We start from the raw sequence: 23,306 nt of genomic DNA, 5'->3' as shown, positions 1-23,306 counted from the left end.
CGAGGTGGGCCCCGCGCGCCCTGATACGTCAGTCTCGCGCGAGGGACACCGCATCGAGAAGGTGTCGACCGCCAGCACGCCCGCCGCCAGATCCACCTGGAGTTCACGCCGCGCGTGTTGTCGTGGTTGCCCGGCAGCAGCGGTACAGCCGCCAGCCGCCGAGATGAGGAGAACGGATGCTGCGTGGAATGTGGTCACACGTCTCGTGTCGCGCACGCTCCGACCGTGTCGCGCACAGGATCGCCGGCACGGGCGCGCCGGCGATCATCCGGTGCACGGACGCGGGACGGTCGCCTCAGCCTGCTGCCGCGGCGACGGCGTGCTCCACGATGGCGGGGTCCGTGACGTCATGGCCGGCCGAGCCGCCGCCCGGTCCCGACGGAGCGTCGCGTCCGGCGCGGGACCGCGCAGACAGATGCACGGCGTCCACGCCCGCTGCGAACAGCGCAGGGATGTCGGCCGGCTGCACGCCGCCGCCCGCCATCACCTCGACATCGCCCGATCGTGCCGCGAACGCGGTGAGCGCCTCGAGTCCGTCGATGGACCGCGGCGCTCCGCCCGACGTCAGCACACGGTCGACGCGCTCGGCGACGAGCGCGTCGAAGACGGCGGAGGGGTCCGCGGCGGCGTCGACGGCGCGGTGGAACACGAGAGTCGCCGGGCCGGCAGCATCCCGCCATCTCCGCAGCGTCTCGACGTCGAGGCCGCCTGCGGGAGTGAGGGCGCCGACGACCACCCCGCCCGCGCCGCGGTCGACGCAGGCGCGGATGTCGGCCGACACGAGCGCCACCTCTTCGGTGTCGTAGACGAACCCGCCGCCGCGGGGGCGCACGAGCACGTTCACGGTCGAGGGGTCGACAGCGGCGAGGACGGCTTCGAGGGTCGCGAGCGACGGCGTCAGGCCGCCGACGTCCAGGGCCTGGCAGAGTTCCACGCGTGCGGCGCCCGCGGCGATGGCGACGCGCGCACCGGCGGCGTCTTGGACGGCGATCTCGATGGGGCGCGGTGCAGGCATGACGTGAGCCTAGCTCGGGGCGAACCCATGCCGTAGACACGGCGAGACCCGCCGCTCCCGGGCGGCGGGTCTCTGCGGATTCAGGAGAACCGCAGCTGCCGCGGCCTCGTGAAGAGGTTGCGGAACCACACTCCGAGGCCCGCGACGACGTGCGACGCCGGGCTCTCGGGAGTGACCGTCGCACCGCGGTCGGCGATGCGGCGGAGGATCTCGTTCTCGCGATCCAGGGCGGCCGCCCGCTCGCGATCGAGCCGGTCGGCCGTGAAGGTCAGGGTGCTCCCGTCCATGGCCGTTCCTTTCGTGATGCTCGCCCGGGTTGGCGAGGCTGTGTGGATGAGTGGCGGTTGTCGTGCGCTGATACGCCGGGCCGTGAAACACAGAGCGTCGCAGCCTCCGGCATCGGAATGCGACCTCGGCTGCAGCATCCGATCTGCGCAGACATCCTCTCGCCGGCGATCCGCGGCCACTCCCCCCACCGACGAACGCCGAGAGCCCGGGCCCCTTTCGGGCCCGGGCTCTCGGTGACGATCGCGCGTCGTGCGCTCAGCGGCCGGGGATCAGCGCGCCGCGTTGCCCTCGACGTAGTCCGCGTCCTGCTGCTTCCACGCGAAGAGCGAGCGCAGGTCCTTGCCGACCGACTCGATCGGGTGAGCGGCGGCCTTCTCGCGCAGCTCGAGGAACTCGACCGCGCCGTTGTCCTGGTCGTCGATGAAGCGCTTGGCGAACGCGCCCGACTGGATGTCGGCGAGCACGGCCTGCATGTTCTCCTTGACGCGCGGGTCGATGACGCGCGGGCCCGAGACGTAGTCGCCGTACTCGGCGGTGTCGGAGACCGACCAGCGCTGCTTGGCGATGCCGCCCTCCCACATCAGGTCGACGATGAGCTTCAGCTCGTGCAGCACCTCGAAGTAGGCGATCTGCGGCTGGTAGCCGGCCTCGGTGAGCGTCTCGAAACCGTACTGGACCAGCTGCGACACACCGCCGCAGAGGACGGCCTGCTCGCCGAACAGGTCGGTCTCGGTCTCCTCGGTGAAGGTCGTCTTGATGACGCCGGCGCGCGTGCCGCCGATGGCCTTCGCGTACGAGAGCGCGGTCGCCCAGGCGTTGCCCGACGCGTCGCGCTCGACGGCGATGATGTCGGGGATGCCGCGGCCCGCGACGTACTCACGACGCACCGTGTGACCCGGGGCCTTCGGTGCGACGAGGATGACGTCGACGCCCTCGGGCGCGTCGATGTAGCCGAAGCGGATGTTGAAGCCGTGCGCGAACGCGAGCGTCTTGCCCGCGGTCAGCTTGTCCTTGATGCTGTCGTTGTAGATCGTGCGCTGGTGCTGGTCCGGCGCGAGGATCATGATGACGTCGGCCCACTCGGCCGCGTCGGCGACCGACTTGACCTCGAAGCCCTCGTCCTGCGCCTTCTCGATCGACTTCGAGCCGTCCTTGAGCGCGATGACGACCTCGACACCCGAGTCGCGAAGGTTCTGGGCGTGCGCGTGACCCTGCGAGCCGTAGCCCACGATCGCCACCTTCTTGCCCTGGATGATGCTCAGGTCGGCATCGGCGTCGTAGAAGATCTCAGCCATCTTCGTGTTTCTCCTTGATTGATCGGTTCTGGAAAGTGTTGGATGCTGCGGCGGGGCGTGCCGAAGCGTCAGCCGCGCAGCACGCGCTCGGTGATGCTCTTGCCGCCGCGGCCGATGGCGACGAGGCCGGACTGCGCCAGCTCCTTGATGCCGAACGGCTCGAGCGCCCGCAGGAACGCGTCGACCTTGCCCTTGTCGCCGGTCACCTCGACGACGAGCGCGTCGGGCGCATAGTCGACGATCTGGCCCCGGAAGAGGTTCACCACCTCGAGCACGTTCGACCGGGTCTGGTTGTCGGCGCGCACCTTCACGAGCATGTGCTCGCGCTGAACGGATGCCGCGGGGTCGAGCTCGACGATCTTGATGACGTTGATGAGCTTGTTGAGCTGCTTGGTGACCTGCTCGAGGGGCAGCTCGTCGACGTCCACGACGACCGTGATGCGCGAGAGCCCGGGGACCTCGGTGACGCCCACCGCGAGCGACTCGATGTTGAAGCCGCGTCGGGCGAACAGACCCGCGACGCGCGTCAGCAGGCCGGGCTTGTCCTCCACGAGGAGGCTCAGCACGTGACTCGTCATGTCTCAGTCCTCCTGCTCGTCGAAGGCGGGCGAGTGGTCCCGCGCGTACTGGACGAAGCTGTTGCTCACGCCCTGCGGCACCATCGGCCACACCATCGCGTCGGCACTCACGACGAAGTCGATGACCACGGGACGGTCGTTCGTCTCGAGGGCCTTCTGGATCGCGGCATCCACGTCCTCTTCCTTCTCGACGCGGATCGCGAGGCAGCCGTACGCCTCCGCCAGCTTCACGAAGTCGGGGATGCGCACCGTGCCGTGGCCGGTGTTGAGGTCGGTGTTCGAGTGGCGGCCGTCGTAGAACAGCGTCTGCCACTGGCGCACCATGCCCAGCGACGAGTTGTTGATGATCGCGACCTTGATCGGGATGTTGTTGATCGCGCAGGTGGCGAGCTCCTGATTGGTCATCTGGAAGCAGCCGTCGCCGTCGATCGCCCACACGACGCGGTCCGGCGCGGCGACCTTCGCGCCCATCGCCGCGGGGACCGAGTAGCCCATCGTGCCCGCGCCGCCCGAGTTCAGCCAGGCGTTCGGACGCTCGTACTTGATGAACTGCGCAGCCCACATCTGGTGCTGTCCGACGCCTGCGGCGTAGATGCCCTCGGGGCCCGTGAGCTCGCCGATGCGCTGGATCACGTACTGCGGCGCCATGAGCCCGTCGCTCGGCTGGGTGTAGCCGAGAGGGAACTCGTCGCGCAGGCCGTCGAGGAACGACCACCACTCCGTGATGTCGGGCGAGGCGGCGCCGCTGACCGCGCGGAACGCGACGTCGAGGTCGACGAGCACGTCCTTGAGGTCGCCCACGATGGGCACGTCCGCCGTGCGGATCTTCGAGATCTCTGCGGGATCGATGTCGACGTGCACGACCTTCGCGTGCGGCGCGAAGAGCGCGGCCTTGCCGGTGACGCGGTCGTCGAACCGCGCGCCGAGCGCGACGATGAGGTCGGCCTCCTGCAGCGCGAGCACCGCCGGCACGGTGCCGTGCATGCCGGGCATGCCGAGGTGCTGCGGGTGCGAGTCCGGGAAGGCGCCGCGCGCCATCAGCGTGGTCACGAGCGGCGCGCCGGTCGTCTCGGCGAGCGACCGGAGCTCCTCGGACGCACGGGCGCGCACGACGCCGCCGCCGACGTACAGCACGGGCTTCTTGGCGTCGGCGATGAGCTGGGCGGCTGCCTGGATCTGCTTGCCGTGCGCCTTCGTGACCGGACGGTACCCGGGGAGGTCGACGTTCGGCGGCCACACGAAGGGCACCTCGGCCTGCTGCGCGTCCTTCGTGATGTCCACGAGCACGGGGCCCGGACGACCGGTCGACGCGATCTCGAACGCCGCGGCGATCGCGCCGGGGATGTCCTCGGCGCGCTTCACCAGGAACGAGTGCTTCGTGATCGGCATCGTGATGCCGACGATGTCGGCCTCCTGGAAGGCATCCGTCCCCATGAGGGTCGAGAAGACCTGCCCGGTGATGCAGACGATCGGCACGGAGTCCATGTAGGCGTCCGCGATCGCGGTGACGAGGTTGGTCGCACCCGGACCCGACGTCGCGAGCGCCACGCCGACGCGGCCCGATGCCGCGGCGTAGCCCTCCGCGGCGTGACCGGCGCCCTGCTCGTGCCGGACGAGGATGTGACGCACGGCGTCGTCATCCATGAGCGGGTCGTAGACGGGCATGATCGCGCCGCCGGGAAGACCGAAGACGTCGGTCACCCCGAGCAGGTCGAGCGAACGGACGACCGCTTCCGCGCCCGTGAGCACGGGCGTCGAGGCGGTGCGGGCTGGCGGCCGGGGAACGGCCGCGGCGGTGTCGGCTGACATGGTGATCTTCCTCTGAAGGGGGTCGGAGGGGATGTCGGAAGCCAGGCTCAACCGGTGGTCGCGCCCTCCGCAGCGGAGCGCACGAGTCGGGAGTACTTGGCAAGGACGCCACGGGTATAGCGCGGGGGAAGCGGCTCCCAGCCCGAGCGGCGGGAGTCAAGCTCAGCCTCGTCGACGAGTAGGTCGAGAGTGCGAGCCGCGATATCGACCCGTATCAGATCACCATCGCGCACGAAGGCGATGGGACCTGCGTCCACCGCTTCGGGTGCTATGTGGCCGATGCACAGGCCGGTTGTGCCGCCTGAGAATCTGCCGTCCGTCAAGAGTAGTACATCTTTTCCGAGCCCAGCGCCCTTGATGGCGGCGGTGATGGCGAGCATCTCGCGCATGCCGGGTCCGCCCTTCGGACCCTCGTAGCGGATGACGACGACGTCCCCTGCGGCGATCTCGCCCGCCTCGAGGGCGTCCATCGCCGCCCGCTCACGCTCGAACACGCGGGCGGGGCCCTCGAACACGTCCGCGTCGAAGCCGGCCGACTTGACGACGGCGCCCTCGGGGGCGATCGAGCCGTGCAGGATCGTGATGCCGCCCTTGGCGTGGATCGGGTCGTCGAAGGAGTGGATGACGGTGCCGTCGACCGGGTCGGGGTTCAGGTCGGCGAGGTTCTCGGCGAGCGTCTTGCCGGTGACGGTGAGCGCGTCGCCGTGGAGCAGGCCCTCGTCGAGCATCGCCTTCATGATGACGGGGATGCCGCCGTGGCGGTCGACGTCGTTCATGACGTACTTGCCGAACGGCTTCATGTCGGCGACGTGCGGCACCTTGTCGCCGATGCGGTTGAAGTCGTGCAGGCTGAGGTCGACATCGGCCTCGCGGGCGATCGCGAGGAGGTGCAGCACGACGTTGGTCGAGCCGCCCAGCGCCATCGCGAGCGCGATCGCGTTCTCGAACGCCTCTTTGGTGAGGATGTCGCGCGTCGTGATGCCCTGACGGAGGAGGTTGACGACCGCCTCGCCGGAGCGGTGGGCGAAGTAGTCGCGGCGGCGATCGGCCGAGGGCGGCGCGGCCGAGCCCGGAAGGCTGAGGCCGAGCGCTTCGGCGACCGAGGCCATCGTGTTGGCGGTGTACATGCCGCCGCACGCGCCCTCGCCCGGGGCGATCGCGCATTCGATCCGCTTGAGGTCGGCCTCGCTCATCTTGCCCGCGAGGCAGGCGCCCACGGCCTCGAACGAGTCGATGATGGTGACGTCCTTCTCGGTGCCGTCCGACAGCTTGACCCAGCCCGGCGCGATCGAGCCGGCGTACAGGAAGACGCTCGACAGGTCGAGGCGGGCAGAGGCCATGAGCATGCCGGGGATCGACTTGTCGCAGCCGGCCAGGAGCACGGAGCCGTCGAGGCGCTCGGCCATGATGACGGTCTCGACCGAGTCGGCGATGACCTCGCGCGAGACGAGGGAGAAGTGCATGCCCTCGTGGCCCATCGAGATGCCGTCCGACACCGAGATGGTGCCGAACTGCAGCGGGTAGCCGCCTCCGGCGTGCACGCCCTCCTTGGCGCCCTGCGCGAGCCGGTCGAGGCTCAGGTTGCAGGGGGTGATCTCGTTCCAGCTCGACGCGATGCCGATCTGCGGCTTGTCCCAGTCCGCGTCGCCCATGCCGACGGCGCGGAGCATGCCGCGCGACGTCGTGGCTTCGATGCCGTCGGTGACGACGCGACTGCGGGGCTTGATGTCGATGGAGTTGTCAGCGAGCGAATCGGGCTGGGCCATTGGTTCAGTGTATTCCCGCACAGCGACCCGCTCGCCCCGAGTGACGGGAGCGGCGCCCCCGACCTAGGCGCGACTCCGTGAACGCGCCGCTGCGAGGTGCTGCAGCAGCCCGGCGAGAGCAGCGATGTCGGGAGCGCGGACGGTCGCGGAGGTCTGTCCCGTCCCCACGCGGACACCGACGTCTCCATCGCCGAGGCTCGCGAGCGCGTCTTCGTCGGTGACGTCGTCGCCGGCGAACAGCACAGCGGTCGCACCGACGCGCTCACGCAGTTCGGCGATGGCGGAGTCCTTGCCTTCGTGGCGGAAGGCGAACTCGACGATGTTGTGCCCGGTGCGCCGGCGCCAGTGCGGCGCCCCCGCCGCGACGATCTCGTCGACCAGGCCGTTCGCCTCGGCCGCCGCCTCGGCCGTCGCACGCCGCGTGTGCACACCGAATCCGAAGGTCTTCGGCTCGATCCAGACACCATCGAGGTGCGCCGTGGCGTCCTCGGCGCGCCCGCGCAGCGCGTCGCGCAGCGCGACGTCGGCCTCGTCCTCGCCGTGGCTGGCGAGCCCCTCGCCGGGGACCCAGAACTCCGCGCCGTGCGATCCGGCCAGCAGCACGCGCGACGCGTCGTCGTGCTCGGCGATGACACGCAGGTCCACGAGGCTCCGCCCCGACACGAACGCCACCACGGTGTCCGGCGCCGCGACCACGGCGTTCACGGCGTCACGGGCGGCGGGCAGCATCCGTGCGTCCATCGGCTCGTCTTCGAGAGGCGACAGCGTGCCGTCGAAGTCGAGCGCGACGAGAAGGCGATCGGATGCTGCGAGCCGAGCGATCGCCGCGTCGGCCGCGGCCACATCGACGGTCATGCGCGCGACTCCGCCGCCTTGTTGAGCGAAGCGAACCTGTTCCGCTCGCGCGCACCGTCGAGTGCGTCGAGGAACGACTGCGACCACCGCGCGACATCGTTCTCGAGCACTTTCCTGCGCAGCGCCCGCATACGACGCCCCTGCTCGGCGGGAGGCATCTCGATGGCACGCATGATGGCGTCCTTCATGCCGTCGATGTCGTGCGGGTTGATCCGCACCGCGCTCGGCAGCTCGTCGGCTGCGCCCGCGAACTCGCTCAGCACCAGCACGCCTCGGTTGTCGATGCGCGCGGCGACGTATTCCTTCGCGACCAGGTTCATGCCGTCGCGGAGGGCGGTGACCAGCATGACGTCGGCTGCCATGAACAGGGCCACCATCTCCTCCCGCGGGTACGCTTGGTGAAGATAGCGGATCGCGGTGTGGCCCATCGTGTCGTGGTCGCCGTTGATGCGCCCGACGGTGAGCTCGATCTCGTCGCGCAGCTGCATGTACGCCGCGACACGCTCGCGGCTCGGGCTCGCGACCTGGACGAGCGTGACGTCTTCGACGGCGATGCGCCCGTCTTCGAGGAGCTCTCCGAAGGCCTTCATGCGATGCCGGATGCCCTTGGTGTAGTCCAGCCGGTCGACGCCGAGCAGGATCTTCCTCGGGTTGCCCAGGCTCTCGCGGATCTCCTTGGCGCGGGCCTTCACGTCGTCGCGCTGAGCGAGCTCCACGTACGAAGACGCATCGATCGAGATCGGGAACGCCCTCGCCAGCGCGCGGCGGGTGGTGCCGTCCGGGTTGGGGACGGTGATGCCGGAAGCCTTCGTCTCGTAGCGGAACTGCCGCCGCACCGCACGGGCGAAGTTCCCGGCGTCGGCCACGCGCTGGAAGCCGATGACGTCGGCACCGAGCAGCCCCTCCAGCACCTGTCGGCGCCAGGGCAGCTGCGAGTAGAGCCCGTACGCCGGGAAGGGGATGTGGTGGAAGTAGCCGATCGTCAGGTCGGGTCGCGCCTCGCGCAGCATCTGAGGGACGAGCTGCAGCTGGTAGTCCTGCACCCAGACCGTGGCTCCCTCGGCGGCCACGGCCGCGGCGGCCTCGGCGAAGCGCCGGTTCACCTTGACGTACGAGTCCCACCACACGCGGCGGTACCGCGGCTCGGCGATGACGTCGTGGTAGAGCGGCCAGAACGTGTCGTTCGACATGCCCTCGTAGTACAGCTCGACATCTTCGGCGCTGAGCGCGACGGGCACCAGATGCGTGCCCTCGAACTCGAACGGTTCCACCTCGATGTCGGGCTGGCCGGGCCAGCCGACCCAGGCGCCGTCGGTGCGGCGCATCATCGGCTCGAGCGCCGTCACGAGGCCGCCGGGCGAACGCCGCCAGCCTGGCTCGCCGTCCCCGTCGAGGACGCGGTCGACCGGGAGCCGGTTGGCGACGACGACGAGTTCGGCGGTGGGGGCGGCGGGCTCTGTCACGCGGTCTCCTGACGGTTTCGTGGACTCGGCACGCCCAGGCTACAGCGCCCCGGGTCTGCCCCGAGTCCCCTTGACGCACGGCATGACGCTCTGTCAAGGGGCGCGGCGCGCGACCGCGCCGCGCTAACGTGGCCCCATGCGCAAGTACCTCTTCGGCACGGGCCTCCTCACCGCGATCACCGGCGGGCTGACTCTGATGAGGGGGCTTCGTGAGAACGAGCCGTTCACGTGGCGCATGGCGCTCGCCTGGCTCAGCTGGGGCATCTCGCTGGCGCTCGCGATCGGCGCGATCGTCGACGTCCGCCGCGCCTCGCGCGGCGAGCTCATCGCCAACGACTCCCCCATCCACGGCCGCGAGAAGAAGCTCCTCCGGCGCCGCATCGAGCCCTGAACCCCGGTCCCCGCTCCGGGCCTCTGACTCGCGAAAGGGTGGATCTCGGCACGATCAGCATGCCGAGATCCACCCTTTCGCGATTCCTGCTCAGCGCGTGAGGATGAGCGCGTCCCCCTGACCGCCGCCGCCGCACAGCGCCACGGCGGCCGTGCCGCCGCCGCGGCGGACGAGCTCGTGCACCGCGTGTACGACGAGGCGGTTGCCGGATGCCCCGATCGGGTGTCCGATGGCGATGCCGCCGCCGTGCGGGTTGACCACGTCGTCCGAGAGGCCGAGCTCGGCCTGCGAGCGCACGACCACGGCACCGAACGCCTCGTTGATCTCGACGATGTCGAGATCGCCCGCGGCGATGCCCTGCTTGGCCAGCGCCTTCTCGATCGCGCGCGCGGGCTGCGAGTGCAGCGAGTTGTCGGGTCCGGCCACCTGGCCGGACGCCCCGACCACCGCGAGCACGTCCCAGCCGTTCTCGTCGGCGTGCGACCGCGTCGTGAGCACGACGGCGGAGGCGCCGTCGGAGATCTGGGACGAGTTGCCCGCCGTGATGGAGCCGCCGGACGCGAACGCCGGGCGCAGTCCGGCGAGCGTCTCGACGGTGGTGTCGGGCCGGACGCCCTCGTCCTTCGTCACGACGACGGGGTCGCCCTTGCGCTGCGGGATCTCGACCGGCACGATCTCGGCGTCGAACACACCCTGGGCCTGCGCGGCCGCCGCGCGCTGGTGCGACCGGGCGGCGACGGCATCCTGCGCCTCACGGGTGACCTCGAGCCGCTCGTTGTGGCGCTCGGTGGATGCCCCCATGCTCTCGCGGTCGTAGGCGTCGGTCAGTCCGTCGTAGGCCATGTGGTCGAGCACCTCGATCGAGCCGTACGTCCAGCCGTCGCGGGAGCCCATCAAGAGATGCGGGGCGCGGGTCATCGACTCCATGCCGGCGGCGACCACGACGGTCGCGTCACCCGTGGCGAGCATGCGGGCGCCGTCGATGATGGCGGTGAGGCCCGACAGGCACACCTTGTTGACGGAGCCGGAGTGGACATCCCACGGGATGCCGGCGCCCACCGCCGCCTGACGCGCCGGGTTCTGCCCGCTCCCGGCCGCGAGCACCTGGCCGACGAGCACCGCGTCCACGGCGTCCGCAGGGATGTTCGCCTGCTCGAGAGCGCCCTTGATCGCGGCGCTGCCCAGCTGCACCGCGGTGAGCGGCGCCAGCTGGCCCTTGAGTCGCCCCTGCGGAGTGCGCGCGGCGGCGACGATGACGACGTCGTCGTGGTTCATGCTTCGATTCTCTCTCCGACCGCGACCGTCAGCTCCGGTTCGGTCGCTGCGATGACCGCTTCCACGGTGACGCCCGGGGCGGTCTCGACCAGGACGAGTCCGGCATCCGTCACGTCGATCACCGCGAGATCGGTGATGATGCGGTCGACGACCCCGCGCCCCGTGAGGGGCAGCGAGCACTCGTTCACGATCTTCGCCGAGCCGTCCTTGGCGACATGCTCCATGAGGACGATGACCTTCGCCGCGCCGTGCACGAGATCCATCGCGCCGCCCGGGCCCTTCACCATCTTGCCGGGGATCATCCAGTTCGCGAGATCGCCGGTGGCCGACACCTGCATCGCACCCAGGATGGCGGCGTCGATCTTGCCGCCCCGGATCATGCCGAAGCTCGTCGCGGAGTCGAAGAACGCCGCGCCAGGCAGCGTCGTGACCGTCTCCTTGCCGGCGTTGATGAGGTCGGGGTCGACGTTCTCCTCCGTCGGGTAGGGCCCGACGCCGAGGATGCCGTTCTCGGACTGCAGCACGACCGTGACGCCCTCCGGCACGAAGTTCGGCACGAGGGTCGGCAGGCCGATCCCCAGGTTGACGTAGGCGCCGTCGGCGAGCTCCTGGGCCGCGCGGGCGGCCATCTCGTTGCGGGTGAGCGGCATGTCAGGCTCCTTCCGGCATCTCGCGCGCGGCGGCCTGTGCGACCGAGACCGTGCGCCGTTCGATGCGCTTCTCGATGTCGGATCCGACCTCCACGATGCGGTGCACATAGATGCCGGGGAGATGGATGCTGTCCGCCTCGAGCTCGCCCGGTTCTACGAGCTCCTCGACCTGGGCGATGCACACGCGCCCCGCCATCGCGGCGAGCGGATTGAAGTTGCGGGCGGCCTTGTTGAACACGAGATTGCCGTGGCGGTCGCCCTTGAGCGCGTGCACGAGGGCGAAGTCGGTGACGATCGCCTCCTCCAGCACGTAGTCGCGCGGCGAGCCCGACACGTCGAAGCTGCGCACGTCCTTGACAGGTGACGCGACCGCGATGCTGCCGTCAGCGGAATAGCGGCGCGGCAGACCGCCCTCGGCGACCTGCGTGCCCACGCCGGTCTGGGTGTAGAAGGCGGCGATGCCGGAGCCGCCGGCCCGCAGCTTCTCGGCCAGCGTTCCCTGCGGCGTCAGCTCGAGCTCGAGCTCGCCCGACAGGAACTGCCTCTCGAACTCCTTGTTCTCGCCGACGTACGACGAGGTCATCTTGCGGATGCGCTTCGCGCTCAGCAGGATGCCGAGGCCCCAGTCGTCGACGCCGCAGTTGTTGCTGACGATGCTGAGGTCGCTCGTGCCCTGCGCGAGCAACGCCTCGATGAGAGCGCTGGGGTTGCCGGAGAGCCCGAACCCTCCCACCGCGAGAGACGCCCCGTCGGGGATGTCGGCGACGGCCTCGGCCGCCGATCCCCAGGTCTTGTCGATCATTCTGCTCCTTTGCATTCCGGTCGCTCGGTGACCATCCTGCGACTCCGCGAACGCCCGCACCACCTCGCCGCTTGCCATGTGGCCATCGCGCGTCGTACCGTCCATATTGTGGACACCGGAGTCAAGCGCACCGTTCCCGGAGCACAGTCGATCGCCCGCGCCGCGCAGCTTCTGCGCCTGGTGACGTCGGGAGGGGACGACGGGATGCCGGTGGCCGAACTCGCCCGTCGCGCCGACCTCACGCGTCCCACGACGCACCGCCTGCTCACCGCGCTGCGCCACGAGGGTCTCGTCGACCAGGACGAGCGCACCGGCCGCTGGATGGCGGGACCGGAGCTGTTCCTGATGGGCACGGTCGCAGCATCCCGATACGACATCACCGCGGTCGCGCGCGACATCGTGCGCTCGCTGGCGGTCCGCACCGAGGAGAGTGCGTTCCTCTCGGTCCGCCGGGGCGACGAGACGGTGTGCCTGATGCGCGAGGAGGGCAGCTTCCCCATCCGCTCCTTCGTCCTGTCGGAGGGGGTGCGGTTCCCGCTGGGTGTCGCGTCGGCCGGACTCGCCATCTTGTCCTTCCTGCCGCCTCACGATGTGGACGCCTACTTCGAGCGTCACCCCGAGCTCTCCACCGAATGGGGTGCCGCGCACGGCGAGCAGCGGCTGCGCGCGCGCCTTCGCGACACCCAGGAGCGCGGCTACGCCGTCAACCCCGGGCTCATCGTCGAGGGCTCGTACGGCATCGGTGCCGCGGTGTTCACGCGCGAGGGCCATCCGCAGTGGGCCCTGAGCCTCACCGGCGTCGAGTTCCGCTTCGGCCCGGACCGCCTCCCCGAGCTCGGCCGCACGCTGCTGGCTCACGCCCACCAGCTCACGACCCGGATCGCCGCCTCCCGCTGACGCCGAGAGCGACTCCCGATCCGGAGCGCGGCACCTCAGGACGCGGCTAAGGTGCCCGCAGTTCCTCATCAGGTTCGTCATGGGTCGGCTATCTTGTTCGCAACCCGAACGGCGATGAGGCCTGCTCGGGGAGCAGTATCCCTGGGGAGGGACCAATGAAACAACGGACGTCTGTGCTGTCCGCAATCGCTCTGGCGGTGTCAGCACTTCTGATCTCGACAGCAGGCGCGGCTCATGCCGACAATCTGGAAGTGGACGGGGACCTGCTGACCACCGGCGTCCAGACCGCCGACATCATTCTCGGCACCGTGGCGTGCGCAAGCCAGACGACGCGGCAGGTGGGCATCTACGTCCAGAGCAGCGGTCACAACGGTGCCGGCACGCAGGTGTTCGGCAACAACGCGGCCGTGGACGTGACCGCCTCGACGAATTCCGGTTCGCTGCAGGTCAGCATTGCGGCCGACTCGACCACTGACTTCACGCTTCCGAACGACTGGCAGACGGCATTCGCGAACGACACGTACTCGCCCACCGGCGCTTCCGCCACAATCGCGGTGACTGCGGGAACCGTGTCCGGCCCGTTCAGCGCGACGGTGACGTTCTCAGGATCCGGCAAGAACGTCGCGAACAGCCAGATCACGCGCAGTGTCACGAAGACCGTCAAGTGGACGGTCGGTGACTGTCAGACCCCGACCACGACCACGGTCACCTGCCCGACCTCGGTCCCGTACTCCGGCTCGGCCGCCACCCCGTGTCAGGCCACCGTCACGGGCGCGAACAATTTCTCACAGTCCGTTCCCGTCAGCTACACCGCCAACACCGACGTCGGGACCGTGACCGCATCCGCCACCTTCGCGGGCACGGCCGCGCACAAGGCGAGCAGCGGTAGCGCGACATTTGACATCGTCAAGGCGGCGACGACGACGACCGTGGACTGTCCCGCGTCGGTCACCTACACCGGCTCGGCGCAGACTCCTTGCACGGCCAACGTCAGCGGACCCGGACTCGACGAGGACCTCACGCCGTCGTACAGCGACAACACCAACGCGGGCACTGCTTCGGCATCCGCTTCCTTCGCCGGTGACGGCAACCTGCTCGGATCGAACGACACCGAGACCTTCGCCATCGAGGCTGCCGACGCGAGCTGTGAGGTCGACGGGTACATCGGCATCTACGACGGAGCGCTGCATGGGGCAACCGGTTCGTGCACCGGTCTCGGCGGCGTCGACCTGAGCCACGCGCTCCAGCTCGGCGAGTCGTACAGAGACGTGCCGGGCGGCCCGGCGAACTGGTCGTTCGAGCTTCCGAACTACGTGAAGCAGACAGGCTCGGTGGGCATCGCGATCGGCAAGGCGACGTCGTCGATCACGCTCGAGTGCTCCGACACCGTGTACAACAGCGCGCCGCAGAAGACGTGTTCCGCTACCGTCACGGGAGCCGGCGACCTTTCGGAGCCGGTGACGGTCACCTACGAGGACAACACCGATGCCGGCGACGCCACGGCGAAGGCCGAGTATGCGGGCGACACGAACCACGAGGGCAGCACCGCAGAGGTGACGTTCTCCATCGCGAAGGCACCGACGACGACGACGGTCACCTGCACCGGCCCGAACACGTACACCGGCGTCGCGCTGACGCCGTGCACGGCGCGGGTGACGGCCGACTACGGCGTCGTGGACACACCGACCCCGTCGTATGCGAACAACACCGACGCGGGCACCGCCGCGGCCTCGTACCAGTACGCGGGCGATGCGAACCATGAGCCCAGCAGCGACTCGGCGAACTTCACCATCGACAAGGCGTCGTCGTCGATCACGCTCGACTGCCCGGTCTCGGTGGTCTACACCGGCTCGCCGCTGACTCCGTGCACCGCCACAGTCTCCGCCGTGGCGCTCCCGGACTTCGGCGCCGGCGTCATGTACTCCGCGAACACGAACGCCGGGGCGGTGACCGCATCCGCTTCGTGGCCGGGTGACGACAACCATCACGGCACCACGGCCAACGGCGGATTCGAGATCGCCAAGGCCCCCGTCACCGTCACGGTCACGTGCCCGACGGCCGCGATCCCCTTCACGGGGTCGGCGATCGAGCCCTGCACCGCCTGGGTGACGGGCGCGGGTGACCTCGACCAGGCCGTGACACCCGTCGAGTACTTCGGCAATACGGCGGTCAGCACTCCGACGACGCCGGCCACGGCGAAGGCGACGTACCCGGGTGACGCCAATCACCTCGAGGGCGAGGGGACGGCGACGTTCCGGATCGAGGCGTGGAAGTTCGACGGCTTCTACAAGCCGGTCGACATGGGCGACACGGTGCTCAACATCGTGAAGGGCGGCTCGACCGTGCCACTCAAGTTCACGGTGCGCGCCGGGACCGAGGAGGTCACCGACGTCACGAAGCTGGCCGCGAAATTCGTCGCCTATCAGATCAGCTGCGACCCGAAGGACGGAGTGAGCGACGACCTGTTCGCGACCACCGGTGGCACGACGCTGCGGTACGACGCGACGGCCCACCAGTGGATCCAGAACTGGGCGACGCCCAAGACCGCCGGCAAGTGCTACCAGGTCACGCTGACCACGGCGGATGGATCGACGCTGAAGGCGCAGTTCAAGACGAAGTAGCCCGAACGGTCAGAGCGCCCGGCGGCTCGCGATCACCGCGAGTCGCCGGGCGCTCGACGCACCGGCTCACACCCGCGCCGCGAGCTCCTCGCGGACCGCGGCGGCGACCACGTCGGCACCCGACGGTGACATCACGATCGTGTAGTGGTTGAAGCCGTCGACCCGTTCGTGCTGCACCTCGGGGTACTCCCCCAGCAGCCGCCGGAGATGCTCCGGCGCATACAGGCCGGGCGGATCGTTCTGCAGACCGCGAGGCACGGTGATGAGCCGAGTCGGATGCTGCAGCCCGGCCAGCGCCGCAGGCAGAGCCGTGCCGGTGTTCATGTCGACGGTGTCGTCGGCGGTCGTCGCGTAGCTCGTCGCCGGACGGAATCCGCCCTCGCCGTCGCCGACGAGGTCGTAGGCGAGGTAGCGCTCGAGCTCGGGCGTCCACGCGTCGGTGAAGGCCGGATGCCGCCGCCAGAAGTCGAGGTACTCCCCCGCGTTCGCGAACCGCATCGAGAGGCGCGCCGCCGTCGGGCCGAGGATGCCGGCCACGAGTTCGTCGGTGCTGAGCCCCGCGGGAACGTCGAGTGGCAGCCCGCCGTCGACGAGCAGCAGCCGGGCGACCCGCTCGGGGTGCAGGTGCGCGAACACGACGGAGACGAATCCGCCCATCGAGTGCCCGACGACCACCGTGCGCGAGATGTCCAGCGCATCGAGCAGCGCTGCGAGGTCCGCGGCGTGGGCGGCCATCCCCGCCCCACCCGAGAGGCCGTTGCTGCGCCCGCGCCCTCGCAGGTCGGGAGCGACCACTCGCACACCCGGCAGCCGATCGACGACGAACGGCCACGCCAGGTGCGAGGCCGTGACCCCGTGCACCAGCAGCGCGGTCGGCGCGTCGGCTGCAGCATCCACCGGTTCCCACACTCCGGCGCGCAGCACGCCGCCCTCGACCGGAACGTCGAGCGTCCGATACTCATGGTCCGTCGCCGAGTCGCTCACCGCGCCGTCCATCCGCCGTCCATCGTGTACGACGCGCCGGTGACCATGCCCGACTTGTCCGACACGAGCCATCCCGCGAGAGAGGCGACCTCGTCGGCCTCGACCAGCCGCTTCACCGCGCTCTCGGTGAGCATGATCCTCTCGACGACCTCGCTCTCGGGGATCCCGTGCACCTTCGCCTGATCCTCGATCTGCTTCTCGACCAGCGGGGTGCGCACGTAGGCGGGGTTGATGCAGTTGCTCGTCACGCCGTGCGATGCCCCTTCGAGGGCCGTCACCTTCGACAGCCCCTCGAGGCCGTGCTTGGCCGCGACGTACGCCGACTTGAACGCGCTCGCCCGGAGGCCGTGCGCGCTGGAGATGTTGACGACGCGTCCCCACCCCCGCTCGTACATCGCCGGCAGCGCCGCGCGGATGAGCAGGAACGGCGACTCCAGCATGAGCCGCACGATGAGCCGGAACGCCTCGGGGTCGAACTCCGTGATCGGCGCCACGCGCTGGATGCCCGCGTTGTTCACGAGGATGTCGACGTCGAGGGTCAGGTCGTCGAGCGCAGTCGTGTCGGCGAGATCGACGACCCAGGGCTCACCGCCGACGGCGGTGGCGGCATCCGTCGCGGCACCCGCGTTCAGGTCCGCGATGATGACGTGCGCGCCGCGCGCCGCGAACTCGTGTGCGCATGCGAGGCCGATGCCGCTCGCGCCGCCGGTGACCAGCGCGCGCTTGCCCGCGAGATCCTGCTCTGCCATCAGGCGTCCTTCCCGCCGGCTCGCGGTGCGAGGGCGTTGTCGATGAACCGGGTCATGCCGGCGAACACCGCCGGGTCGAGCTGTGCCGGGGGCTTGCCCTCGGCATCGCGCTCCCACAGGAGGAACCGCATGCCGATCAGCTCGCCCATACCCATGAGGGCCCAGGCGGCGACACCCGGGTCGAGCAGGGGGTCGACGTCGCCGGTGGTCTGCGCGGCGCGGAGCCCGGCCTCGTAGCCCTCGACGATGCGGGTGTAGTGCATGCGCAGCACCTCGGGCGAGACGAACTCGGCCTCGCGGACGACGCGGTACAGCGCAGGATGCTCCGCCGTGAAGCGGAAGAAGCCGGCGAATCCTGCGCGCTCCGCTTCGAGCCGACCGGATGCCCCCTCCATCGCCTCCGACATGGAATGGCGCACCCGGCGGTTGAGGTCGAGCACGAGCGCCTCGAAGATCGCCTGCTTGCTGTCGAAGTAGAGGTAGAACGTGCCCAGCCCGATGCCGGCGCGCTCGGTGATCTTCACGATGGATGCCTCGTGATAGCCCTGCTCGGCGAACACGAGCTCCGCGGCCTCGAGCAGCCGGCGGCGGGTCGCCTCGCCGCGCTTGGTGAGCGGGCGTCCGGTGGCGGACGACACCAGCTCCTCTTCCCGGTCGACGAGTTCGTCGGACATGCTCATCGGGATTCCCCCTTCGTACGCTCGTGCAACACACCGTGCGTGCGCTCCCCAGCACGATCTTCCTGCTCCGGAACCGGTTCGACCAGCATCCGGGCCTCAGCGCGGAGGCGTGATCGCGCCAGCTTCTCGATCGTCGAGCGCGGCAGCGTGTCGACGAACTCGACGTGGACCGGGATCTTGAAGGCGGCGAGGTTGCGCCGCGCGTGTGCGAGCACCTCGTCGGCCGACAGTGCGGCCCCGTCGACGGGGACGACGAACGCCACCCCTCGCTCGCCCCACACCGCGTCGGGCACGCCCACGACGGCGGCCGCCTCCACGAGCGGATGCAGGCAGAGGGCGTACTCGACCTCGGCCGGGGCGACGTTCTCGCCGCCCGAGATGAAGATGTCCTTGAGGCGGTCGACGACCCGGTAGACGCCGGAGGCGTCTCGCGACACGAGGTCACCGGTGCGCAGCCACTCGCCGCTCATCGCCCGCGCGGTGGCCTCGTCGTCCCCGAGATAGCCGGCAAAGACGCTCGGACCGCGCACCCACAGCTCGCCGGTGGCCTCGCCCTCGAGCACGAGTCCCGACGCGGGATCGACGATCCGCACCGACACGTGCGGGTACGGCCGGCCGACGGCGCCCGGCGCCTCGACCGCTTCGGCGGTAGGCAGGTGCAGCACGTTGGGTGCCGCCTCGGTGAGCCCATAGCCCTGCGTCAGCGGGATGCCGCGCGCCGACCACGCCTGCTGCAGCGACACGGGCATCGTCGCGCCTCCGACCAGGGCGAGGCGCAGAGACGAAGCATCCGTCGTCGGCCATTCTCGGTCGCCCGCGAGCATGGCGTACTGCGTGGGCACGCCCATCATCGCGGTGACCCTGCGGTCGGCGATGAGCTGCAGCACGCGCGCCGGCTGGAACGACCGCTCGAGCACGACCGTCGCGCCGACCCACCATGCGAGCAGCGGCTGGCAGTTCCACGCCGCGACGTGGAACTGCGGCAGCATCGCGAGCACGACGTCGTCCTGCGTCAGCGGCAGCGCCTGCGCGAGGGCGAGGTTGTTCCAGAAGCAGTTCGCGTGCGTCAGCACGACGCCCTTGGGTGCCGCCTCGCTGCCCGACGTGAAGATGACCAGCAGCGGGTCGTCGTCGCGCACGGGCCGGCGCGTCCGCGGGCGCAGGGAACGCGGAACGGATGCCTCGGCCCCCGTCGTGCCCAGCACCGCGATCGGCGGGGCCACGGCCGCGATGCGCAGCGCCTCTCCGGCGAGAGCGGTGTGCTCGTCCTCGATCAGCACCAGCGCCGGAGCCGACCGCGTGAGCACGTCGGCGAGCTCCCGCGGCGTGAGCCGCCACGAGAGCGGCACGAAGGCGATGCCCGCGATCGCGCACGCGAAGAATGCGACGACGTGGTCGGTGGAGTTGCCCGACACCGTCGCGATGCGGTCACCGGGCCCATAGCCGGCCCGACGCAGCGCGCCGGCGAGCTCCGTCGCTCGGGCGGCGAGCGCCGCGTAGTCGGTGGTCACTCCTCGATCGTCGATCGCGATGCGCTCGGGTGACCGCGTCGCGCGGTCGACGATCCACCGGCCGACCGTGTGCGGCCCGTCGTCGATGTCGGGATCGGCGGTCCACGTCATGCGCGCACCTCTGCCGGCGCGTCGGCCGTCTCCGGTGCCCGCTCGGCGTCATCGAGCTGTCGCAGAGACCCGCGCACCTTCTCGCCGCGACGTCGGCGGACGGCGGCGTCGATGGTGCCCGCGATGCCGCCCGGGAGGAACATCACCACGATGATGAACAGCACCCCGAGCAGGAAGAGCGGCTCCGACAGCGGAACGCGGAGCACGTCGGGAAGACCGGCGATCGCTTCGGAACCGGCGAGCACCGTGAGCCGCTGATCGAGCAGCGTGTAGAGCACACCGCCCACGATGGCACCCCAGCGGAAGCCGACGCCACCCAGCACCACCATCACCAGGACGGTGATCGTGAGGTCGGCCGAGACCGACCGCGGCACAGTGCCCGACTGCAGCAGCATGTACGCCACGCCGGCAAGACTCGCCAGCCCCGCGGCGATCACGAACACGATGAGCCGCACCCGGTACGGCGACAGCCCGAGCACGCGTACCCGCTGCTCGTTCTCACGCGTCGCGCGGGCGAGGTGACCGAGACGCGAGGTGTCGACCCACAGCACGACGAGGTAGACCGCCACGAGCACGACGAGCGTGAACCAGTACAGGTTGCGCGTGTTCACGACCCCGATGAGGAAGTCCGGAACCTGCGAGGTGTTGAGGCTGAGCCCCTCCTCGCCGCCGGTGACCTGCGAATTGCGGCGCACCAGCACCGACCCCGCCTGCGCGAACGCCAGCGTCACCATCGCGAACGGGATGCCCGAGACCCGCATCGACACGGCACCGGTCACGAGCGCGATCACCATGCCGCCGATCAGCGCGATGAAGACACCTGGCCACAGCGGCACGCCGAAGTGCTCCAGCGCGATGCCCAGCCCGTACGCGCCGGCGCCGAAGTAGAGGGCGTGGCCGAACGACAGCATCCCGCCCGATCCGAGCAGCAGGTTGTACGAGAGCGCGAGCGCGGCGAACACCATGCACAGCGAGAGCAGCGCGAGCGTTCCCGGCATGTAGGTCGGGGTGGGCAGGATGCCCGGGAGCGACAGGTTGAGCAGCGGCAGCATCGCCATGAACGCGACGAGCACGACGCCCAAGACGGCGGGCATGAAGCGACGGATGCTGCGCTCCGACGTGGTGACGGCGGTCATGCCTTCCTCCCCAGGAGTCCGGTCGGGCGCACCAGCAGCACGAGTGCCAGCAGGATCACGACGATGAAGTCGCCGGTGCCGCCGAGGTAGAAGTTCGCGAACTGCTGCAGGACGGCGACGAGGACCGATGCCACGGCGGCGCCGGGCAGCGAGCCGAGCCCGCCGACGACGGTGACGATGAACGCGAAGATGAGGAGGGTCTGCCCGAGGTGCGCCGACACGAAGGTCGAGTAGTGCATCGCGAGCACGCCGCCGATTCCCGCGGCCGCGCCGCCGATGGCGAAGACGAGCGTGAACGAGCGTCGCACGTCGATGCCGAGCGCCGTGACCATCGAGCGGTTCTCGACGCCGGCCCGGATGATCATGCCGTAGCGCGTCTTCTGGAGGAAGAGCACGAGGGCGGCGAGCACGAGCACCGCGGCGATCATCAGCACCCAGTACGTATTGGGGATGCGTGCGCCGAGGATCTCGGTCGTCTGCTTGAGCCATGGCGGCCCGCCGATGTGGATGGGGTCGGTGCCCCAGATCCCCTCGAACAGCGCCACGGCCGCGAACGACAGGCCGACGGTGACCAGTACCTGCTCGATGTGCCGCTCGTACAGCGGGCGGATGAGCACGAGTTCGGTGAGCGTCGCGAACACGGCCCCCACACCGGCCCCCACGAGCACGGACAGGAGGAACGATCCCCATGAGTCGGTGCCGAGCGCCTGCGCGACCAGGAAACCGATGAACGCGCTCAGCGTGAGGAACGCGCCGTGCGCGAAGTTGAGCACGTGCATGAGGCCGTAGATGAGGCTCAGCCCGCTGGCGACGAGGAAGTAGAGGGCGCCGAGACCGACGCCGGTGATGAGGGTGAGGACGAGAGTGCTCATACGGCGTGCTCCACGTGGACGCCGAGGAGGCGGCGGGTGAGGTCCTCGTCGTCGAGGAGTTCGCGCGCCTTGCCGACGTGCGCGACGCGCCCACCGGCGATGACGACGGCGTCATCGGCGAGACGCCGGACGACCTCGAGATTCTGCTCGACGAGGAGGATGGGGACGGTCTTCGACGCCTCCTGGAGGGCGTCGGCGACCTCGGTCACGATCTTCGGGGCGAGACCCTTCGTCGGCTCGTCCACGAGGAGCAGACGGTTGTCGTTGAGCAGCGCCCGCGCCACCGACACCATCTGCTGCTGGCCGCCCGACAGCGTTCCGGCCGGCTGGTCGCGGCGCGCGACGAGGTCGGGGAACAGCTCCGCGACGAACTCGCGGCGGGGGTTCTTCTGACGCTCGGCCAGCGCGAGGTTCTCGGCGACGGTGAGCTTCGAGAAGACCTCGCGGTCCTCGGGCACGTATCCGACGCCGCGCCGCACGATGCGGTGCGTGGGGAGGCCGTCGATGCGGTCGCCCGCGAGCGTCACCTCGCCACGCCGCGAGATGAGGCCGAGGATGCCCCGGAGCGACGAGGTCTTGCCGACCCCGTTGCGCCCGAGCACGGCGGTGATGCCGGTCGCGGGCACGTCGAACGAGACGTCCTCCACGACCTGCTGCCCCGCGATGGTGCAGCGGAGGTTCCGCACGGTGAGGATGTGGGCGGGGGTGCCGGTGGCGCCGCCCCCGGCTTCGAACGTGCTCATGCCGCAGCCTCCCCCGTCGAACCGGTGCCGAGGTATGCGCTCTGCACGAGGGGGTTCTCCATGATCCGCTGCGGCGTGTCGTACGCGATGATCGTGCCGAAGTACATGACCGCGACCTTCTCGACGAGTCCCATGAGCACGTCGATGTGGTGCTCGACCATCAGCAGGGTGCAGCCCTTCTCGCGCTGCATGTCGCGGATGTTCTCCACGAGCCCCGCGACGTCGCCCGAGGCGACGCCCGCCATGGGCTCGTCGAGCAGCACGATGCTCGCCTCGGTGGCCAGCAGCACCGCGATCTCGAGCTTGCGCTTGTCGCCGTGCGAGATGTCGCCCGCGAGCGCATCGCGCTTGTGGCTGAGCCCGACGATCTCGAGCTTCTCGAGCGCGAGCTCGGTGGCAGCATCCGTCCGCTTCGGGAAGTGCAGGAGCGAACCCGAGCCGCCGAGCGACACCTGGGCCGCCAGGCGCACGTTCTCGAGCACCGACAGCTTCGGGAAGAGGCTGGAGGTCTGGAAGGTGCGACCCAGTCCCGCCCGCGCCCGCGCGGGCACCGACACCGTCGTGATGTCGCGGTCGTCCAGCACGACGCGGCCGGCGGTGGGCTTCATGAGCCCCGAGATCACGTTGAAGAGCGTGGTCTTGCCGGCGCCGTTGGGACCGATGACGCCCACGAGGGAGCCGGCGGCGACGTCGAGCTCGACGTCCTTCAGGATCGTCGCGCCGCCGATCTGCAGGCCGAGGCCCTGGATCTTCAGCGGAGAGCCGCGGCGCGCGGGCTCCGCGGCGGGCGCGGGCGGGACTGTGGTGCTCATCGT

22 protein-coding genes are annotated in these 23,306 nt (G+C 70.0%); 3 read left to right on the top strand and 19 right to left on the bottom strand.

All coding sequences use genetic code 11. The features are described from left to right. Positions 1-295 precede the first annotated feature (295 nt). The 8 genes from ACFQ7C_RS17125 to ACFQ7C_RS17090 all read right to left on the bottom strand — a co-directional run bounded on the left by ACFQ7C_RS17125 (position 296) and on the right by ACFQ7C_RS17090 (position 9,069). Positions 296-1,015: a copper homeostasis protein CutC gene (locus ACFQ7C_RS17125; protein WP_378903929.1), complete on the bottom strand. Its 720-nt coding sequence runs from the start codon at positions 1,013-1,015 to the stop codon at positions 296-298. Positions 1,016-1,095: 80 nt separating this feature from the next. Then, positions 1,096-1,302, bottom strand: a complete 207-nt coding sequence (locus ACFQ7C_RS17120) for a hypothetical protein (protein ID WP_378903924.1) — start codon at positions 1,300-1,302, stop codon at positions 1,096-1,098. A gap of 270 nt (positions 1,303-1,572) precedes the next feature. After that, positions 1,573-2,670 carry a ketol-acid reductoisomerase gene (gene ilvC / locus ACFQ7C_RS17115; protein WP_378904082.1) on the bottom strand — a complete coding sequence of 366 codons (1,098 nt, stop codon included), beginning with the start codon at positions 2,668-2,670 and terminating at the stop codon, positions 1,573-1,575. Continuing rightward, entirely contained in the window at positions 2,667-3,176 is a 510-nt protein-coding gene (ilvN, locus tag ACFQ7C_RS17110; RefSeq protein ID WP_045297961.1) for an acetolactate synthase small subunit, read from the bottom strand. The genes ilvC and ilvN overlap by 4 nt, the downstream gene beginning before the upstream one ends. Before the next feature lie 3 nt (positions 3,177-3,179). Next, the gene (locus ACFQ7C_RS17105; RefSeq protein ID WP_378903920.1) at positions 3,180-4,985 is read right to left on the bottom strand and encodes an acetolactate synthase large subunit; all 1,806 of its coding nucleotides are present in this window, start codon (positions 4,983-4,985) and stop codon (positions 3,180-3,182) included. Positions 4,986-5,032: 47 nt separating this feature from the next. Further along, the gene (gene ilvD / locus ACFQ7C_RS17100; protein WP_374974632.1) at positions 5,033-6,751 is read right to left on the bottom strand and encodes a dihydroxy-acid dehydratase; all 1,719 of its coding nucleotides are present in this window, start codon (positions 6,749-6,751) and stop codon (positions 5,033-5,035) included. Between the two features lie 63 nt (positions 6,752-6,814). Next, entirely contained in the window at positions 6,815-7,606 is a 792-nt protein-coding gene (gene otsB / locus ACFQ7C_RS17095) for a trehalose-phosphatase (protein WP_378903916.1), read from the bottom strand. Continuing rightward, complete coding sequence (locus ACFQ7C_RS17090; RefSeq protein ID WP_378903913.1) at positions 7,603-9,069, bottom strand: trehalose-6-phosphate synthase; 1,467 nt, start codon at positions 9,067-9,069, stop codon at positions 7,603-7,605. Before ACFQ7C_RS17090 ends, otsB begins: the two co-directional genes overlap by 4 nt. 136 nt (positions 9,070-9,205) lie before the next feature. On the opposite strand from ACFQ7C_RS17090, the gene ACFQ7C_RS17085 reads away from it, so the two are divergent. Then, positions 9,206-9,460: a hypothetical protein gene (locus ACFQ7C_RS17085; protein WP_378903910.1), complete on the top strand. Its 255-nt coding sequence runs from the start codon at positions 9,206-9,208 to the stop codon at positions 9,458-9,460. 90 nt (positions 9,461-9,550) lie between these two features. On the opposite strand, the gene ACFQ7C_RS17080 is transcribed toward ACFQ7C_RS17085, so the two are convergent. Genes ACFQ7C_RS17080 through ACFQ7C_RS17070 form a run of 3 tightly spaced genes read right to left on the bottom strand, consistent with a single transcriptional unit; the run spans position 9,551 to position 12,187 of the window. Continuing rightward, a complete protein-coding gene (locus tag ACFQ7C_RS17080) occupies positions 9,551-10,735 on the bottom strand; it encodes an acetyl-CoA C-acetyltransferase (protein WP_378903907.1) in 1,185 nt (394 codons plus the stop codon). Beyond that, positions 10,732-11,385, bottom strand: a complete 654-nt coding sequence (locus ACFQ7C_RS17075) for a CoA transferase subunit B (protein WP_378903904.1) — start codon at positions 11,383-11,385, stop codon at positions 10,732-10,734. Before ACFQ7C_RS17075 ends, ACFQ7C_RS17080 begins: the two co-directional genes overlap by 4 nt. A 1-nt stretch (position 11,386) precedes the next feature. Further along, positions 11,387-12,187: a CoA transferase subunit A gene (locus tag ACFQ7C_RS17070; protein WP_378903901.1), complete on the bottom strand. Its 801-nt coding sequence runs from the start codon at positions 12,185-12,187 to the stop codon at positions 11,387-11,389. A gap of 108 nt (positions 12,188-12,295) precedes the next feature. Here ACFQ7C_RS17070 and ACFQ7C_RS17065 point away from each other — a divergent pair, with 108 nt between their 5' ends. Further along, a complete protein-coding gene (locus ACFQ7C_RS17065; RefSeq protein WP_378903898.1) occupies positions 12,296-13,084 on the top strand; it encodes an IclR family transcriptional regulator in 789 nt (262 codons plus the stop codon). A gap of 251 nt (positions 13,085-13,335) precedes the next feature. Continuing rightward, positions 13,336-15,705 (top strand): PxKF domain-containing protein, encoded by a 2,370-nt coding sequence (locus ACFQ7C_RS17060; RefSeq protein WP_378903895.1) that lies wholly within the window; start codon positions 13,336-13,338, stop codon positions 15,703-15,705. Between the two features lie 66 nt (positions 15,706-15,771). Here ACFQ7C_RS17060 and ACFQ7C_RS17055 read toward each other — a convergent pair whose 3' ends face one another. Genes ACFQ7C_RS17055 through ACFQ7C_RS17020 form a run of 8 tightly spaced genes read right to left on the bottom strand, consistent with a single transcriptional unit; the run spans position 15,772 to position 23,303 of the window. Further along, complete coding sequence (locus ACFQ7C_RS17055; RefSeq protein ID WP_378903892.1) at positions 15,772-16,701, bottom strand: alpha/beta fold hydrolase; 930 nt, start codon at positions 16,699-16,701, stop codon at positions 15,772-15,774. Then, positions 16,686-17,438: a 3-hydroxybutyrate dehydrogenase gene (locus ACFQ7C_RS17050; RefSeq protein WP_378903889.1), complete on the bottom strand. Its 753-nt coding sequence runs from the start codon at positions 17,436-17,438 to the stop codon at positions 16,686-16,688. Before ACFQ7C_RS17050 ends, ACFQ7C_RS17055 begins: the two co-directional genes overlap by 16 nt. Further along, positions 17,438-18,118 carry a TetR/AcrR family transcriptional regulator gene (locus tag ACFQ7C_RS17045; protein WP_378903886.1) on the bottom strand — a complete coding sequence of 227 codons (681 nt, stop codon included), beginning with the start codon at positions 18,116-18,118 and terminating at the stop codon, positions 17,438-17,440. Before ACFQ7C_RS17045 ends, ACFQ7C_RS17050 begins: the two co-directional genes overlap by 1 nt. After that, positions 18,115-19,740: a class I adenylate-forming enzyme family protein gene (locus ACFQ7C_RS17040; RefSeq protein ID WP_378903883.1), complete on the bottom strand. Its 1,626-nt coding sequence runs from the start codon at positions 19,738-19,740 to the stop codon at positions 18,115-18,117. Before ACFQ7C_RS17040 ends, ACFQ7C_RS17045 begins: the two co-directional genes overlap by 4 nt. Beyond that, complete coding sequence (locus ACFQ7C_RS17035) at positions 19,737-20,876, bottom strand: branched-chain amino acid ABC transporter permease (RefSeq protein ID WP_378903880.1); 1,140 nt, start codon at positions 20,874-20,876, stop codon at positions 19,737-19,739. The genes ACFQ7C_RS17040 and ACFQ7C_RS17035 overlap by 4 nt, the downstream gene beginning before the upstream one ends. Beyond that, the gene (locus tag ACFQ7C_RS17030) at positions 20,873-21,748 is read right to left on the bottom strand and encodes a branched-chain amino acid ABC transporter permease (protein ID WP_378903877.1); all 876 of its coding nucleotides are present in this window, start codon (positions 21,746-21,748) and stop codon (positions 20,873-20,875) included. Before ACFQ7C_RS17030 ends, ACFQ7C_RS17035 begins: the two co-directional genes overlap by 4 nt. After that, positions 21,745-22,491, bottom strand: coding sequence for an ABC transporter ATP-binding protein (locus ACFQ7C_RS17025; protein WP_378903875.1), 747 nt, complete (start codon positions 22,489-22,491; stop codon positions 21,745-21,747). Before ACFQ7C_RS17025 ends, ACFQ7C_RS17030 begins: the two co-directional genes overlap by 4 nt. Beyond that, positions 22,488-23,303 carry an ABC transporter ATP-binding protein gene (locus ACFQ7C_RS17020; protein WP_378903872.1) on the bottom strand — a complete coding sequence of 272 codons (816 nt, stop codon included), beginning with the start codon at positions 23,301-23,303 and terminating at the stop codon, positions 22,488-22,490. Before ACFQ7C_RS17020 ends, ACFQ7C_RS17025 begins: the two co-directional genes overlap by 4 nt. Positions 23,304-23,306 lie beyond the last annotated feature (3 nt).

Origin of the sequence: Microbacterium sp. NPDC056569 (genome assembly GCF_042793475.1) — a bacterium.
GTDB lineage: Bacteria > Actinomycetota > Actinomycetes > Actinomycetales > Microbacteriaceae > Microbacterium.
This window is presented reverse-complemented; position numbering and strand designations above follow the sequence as displayed.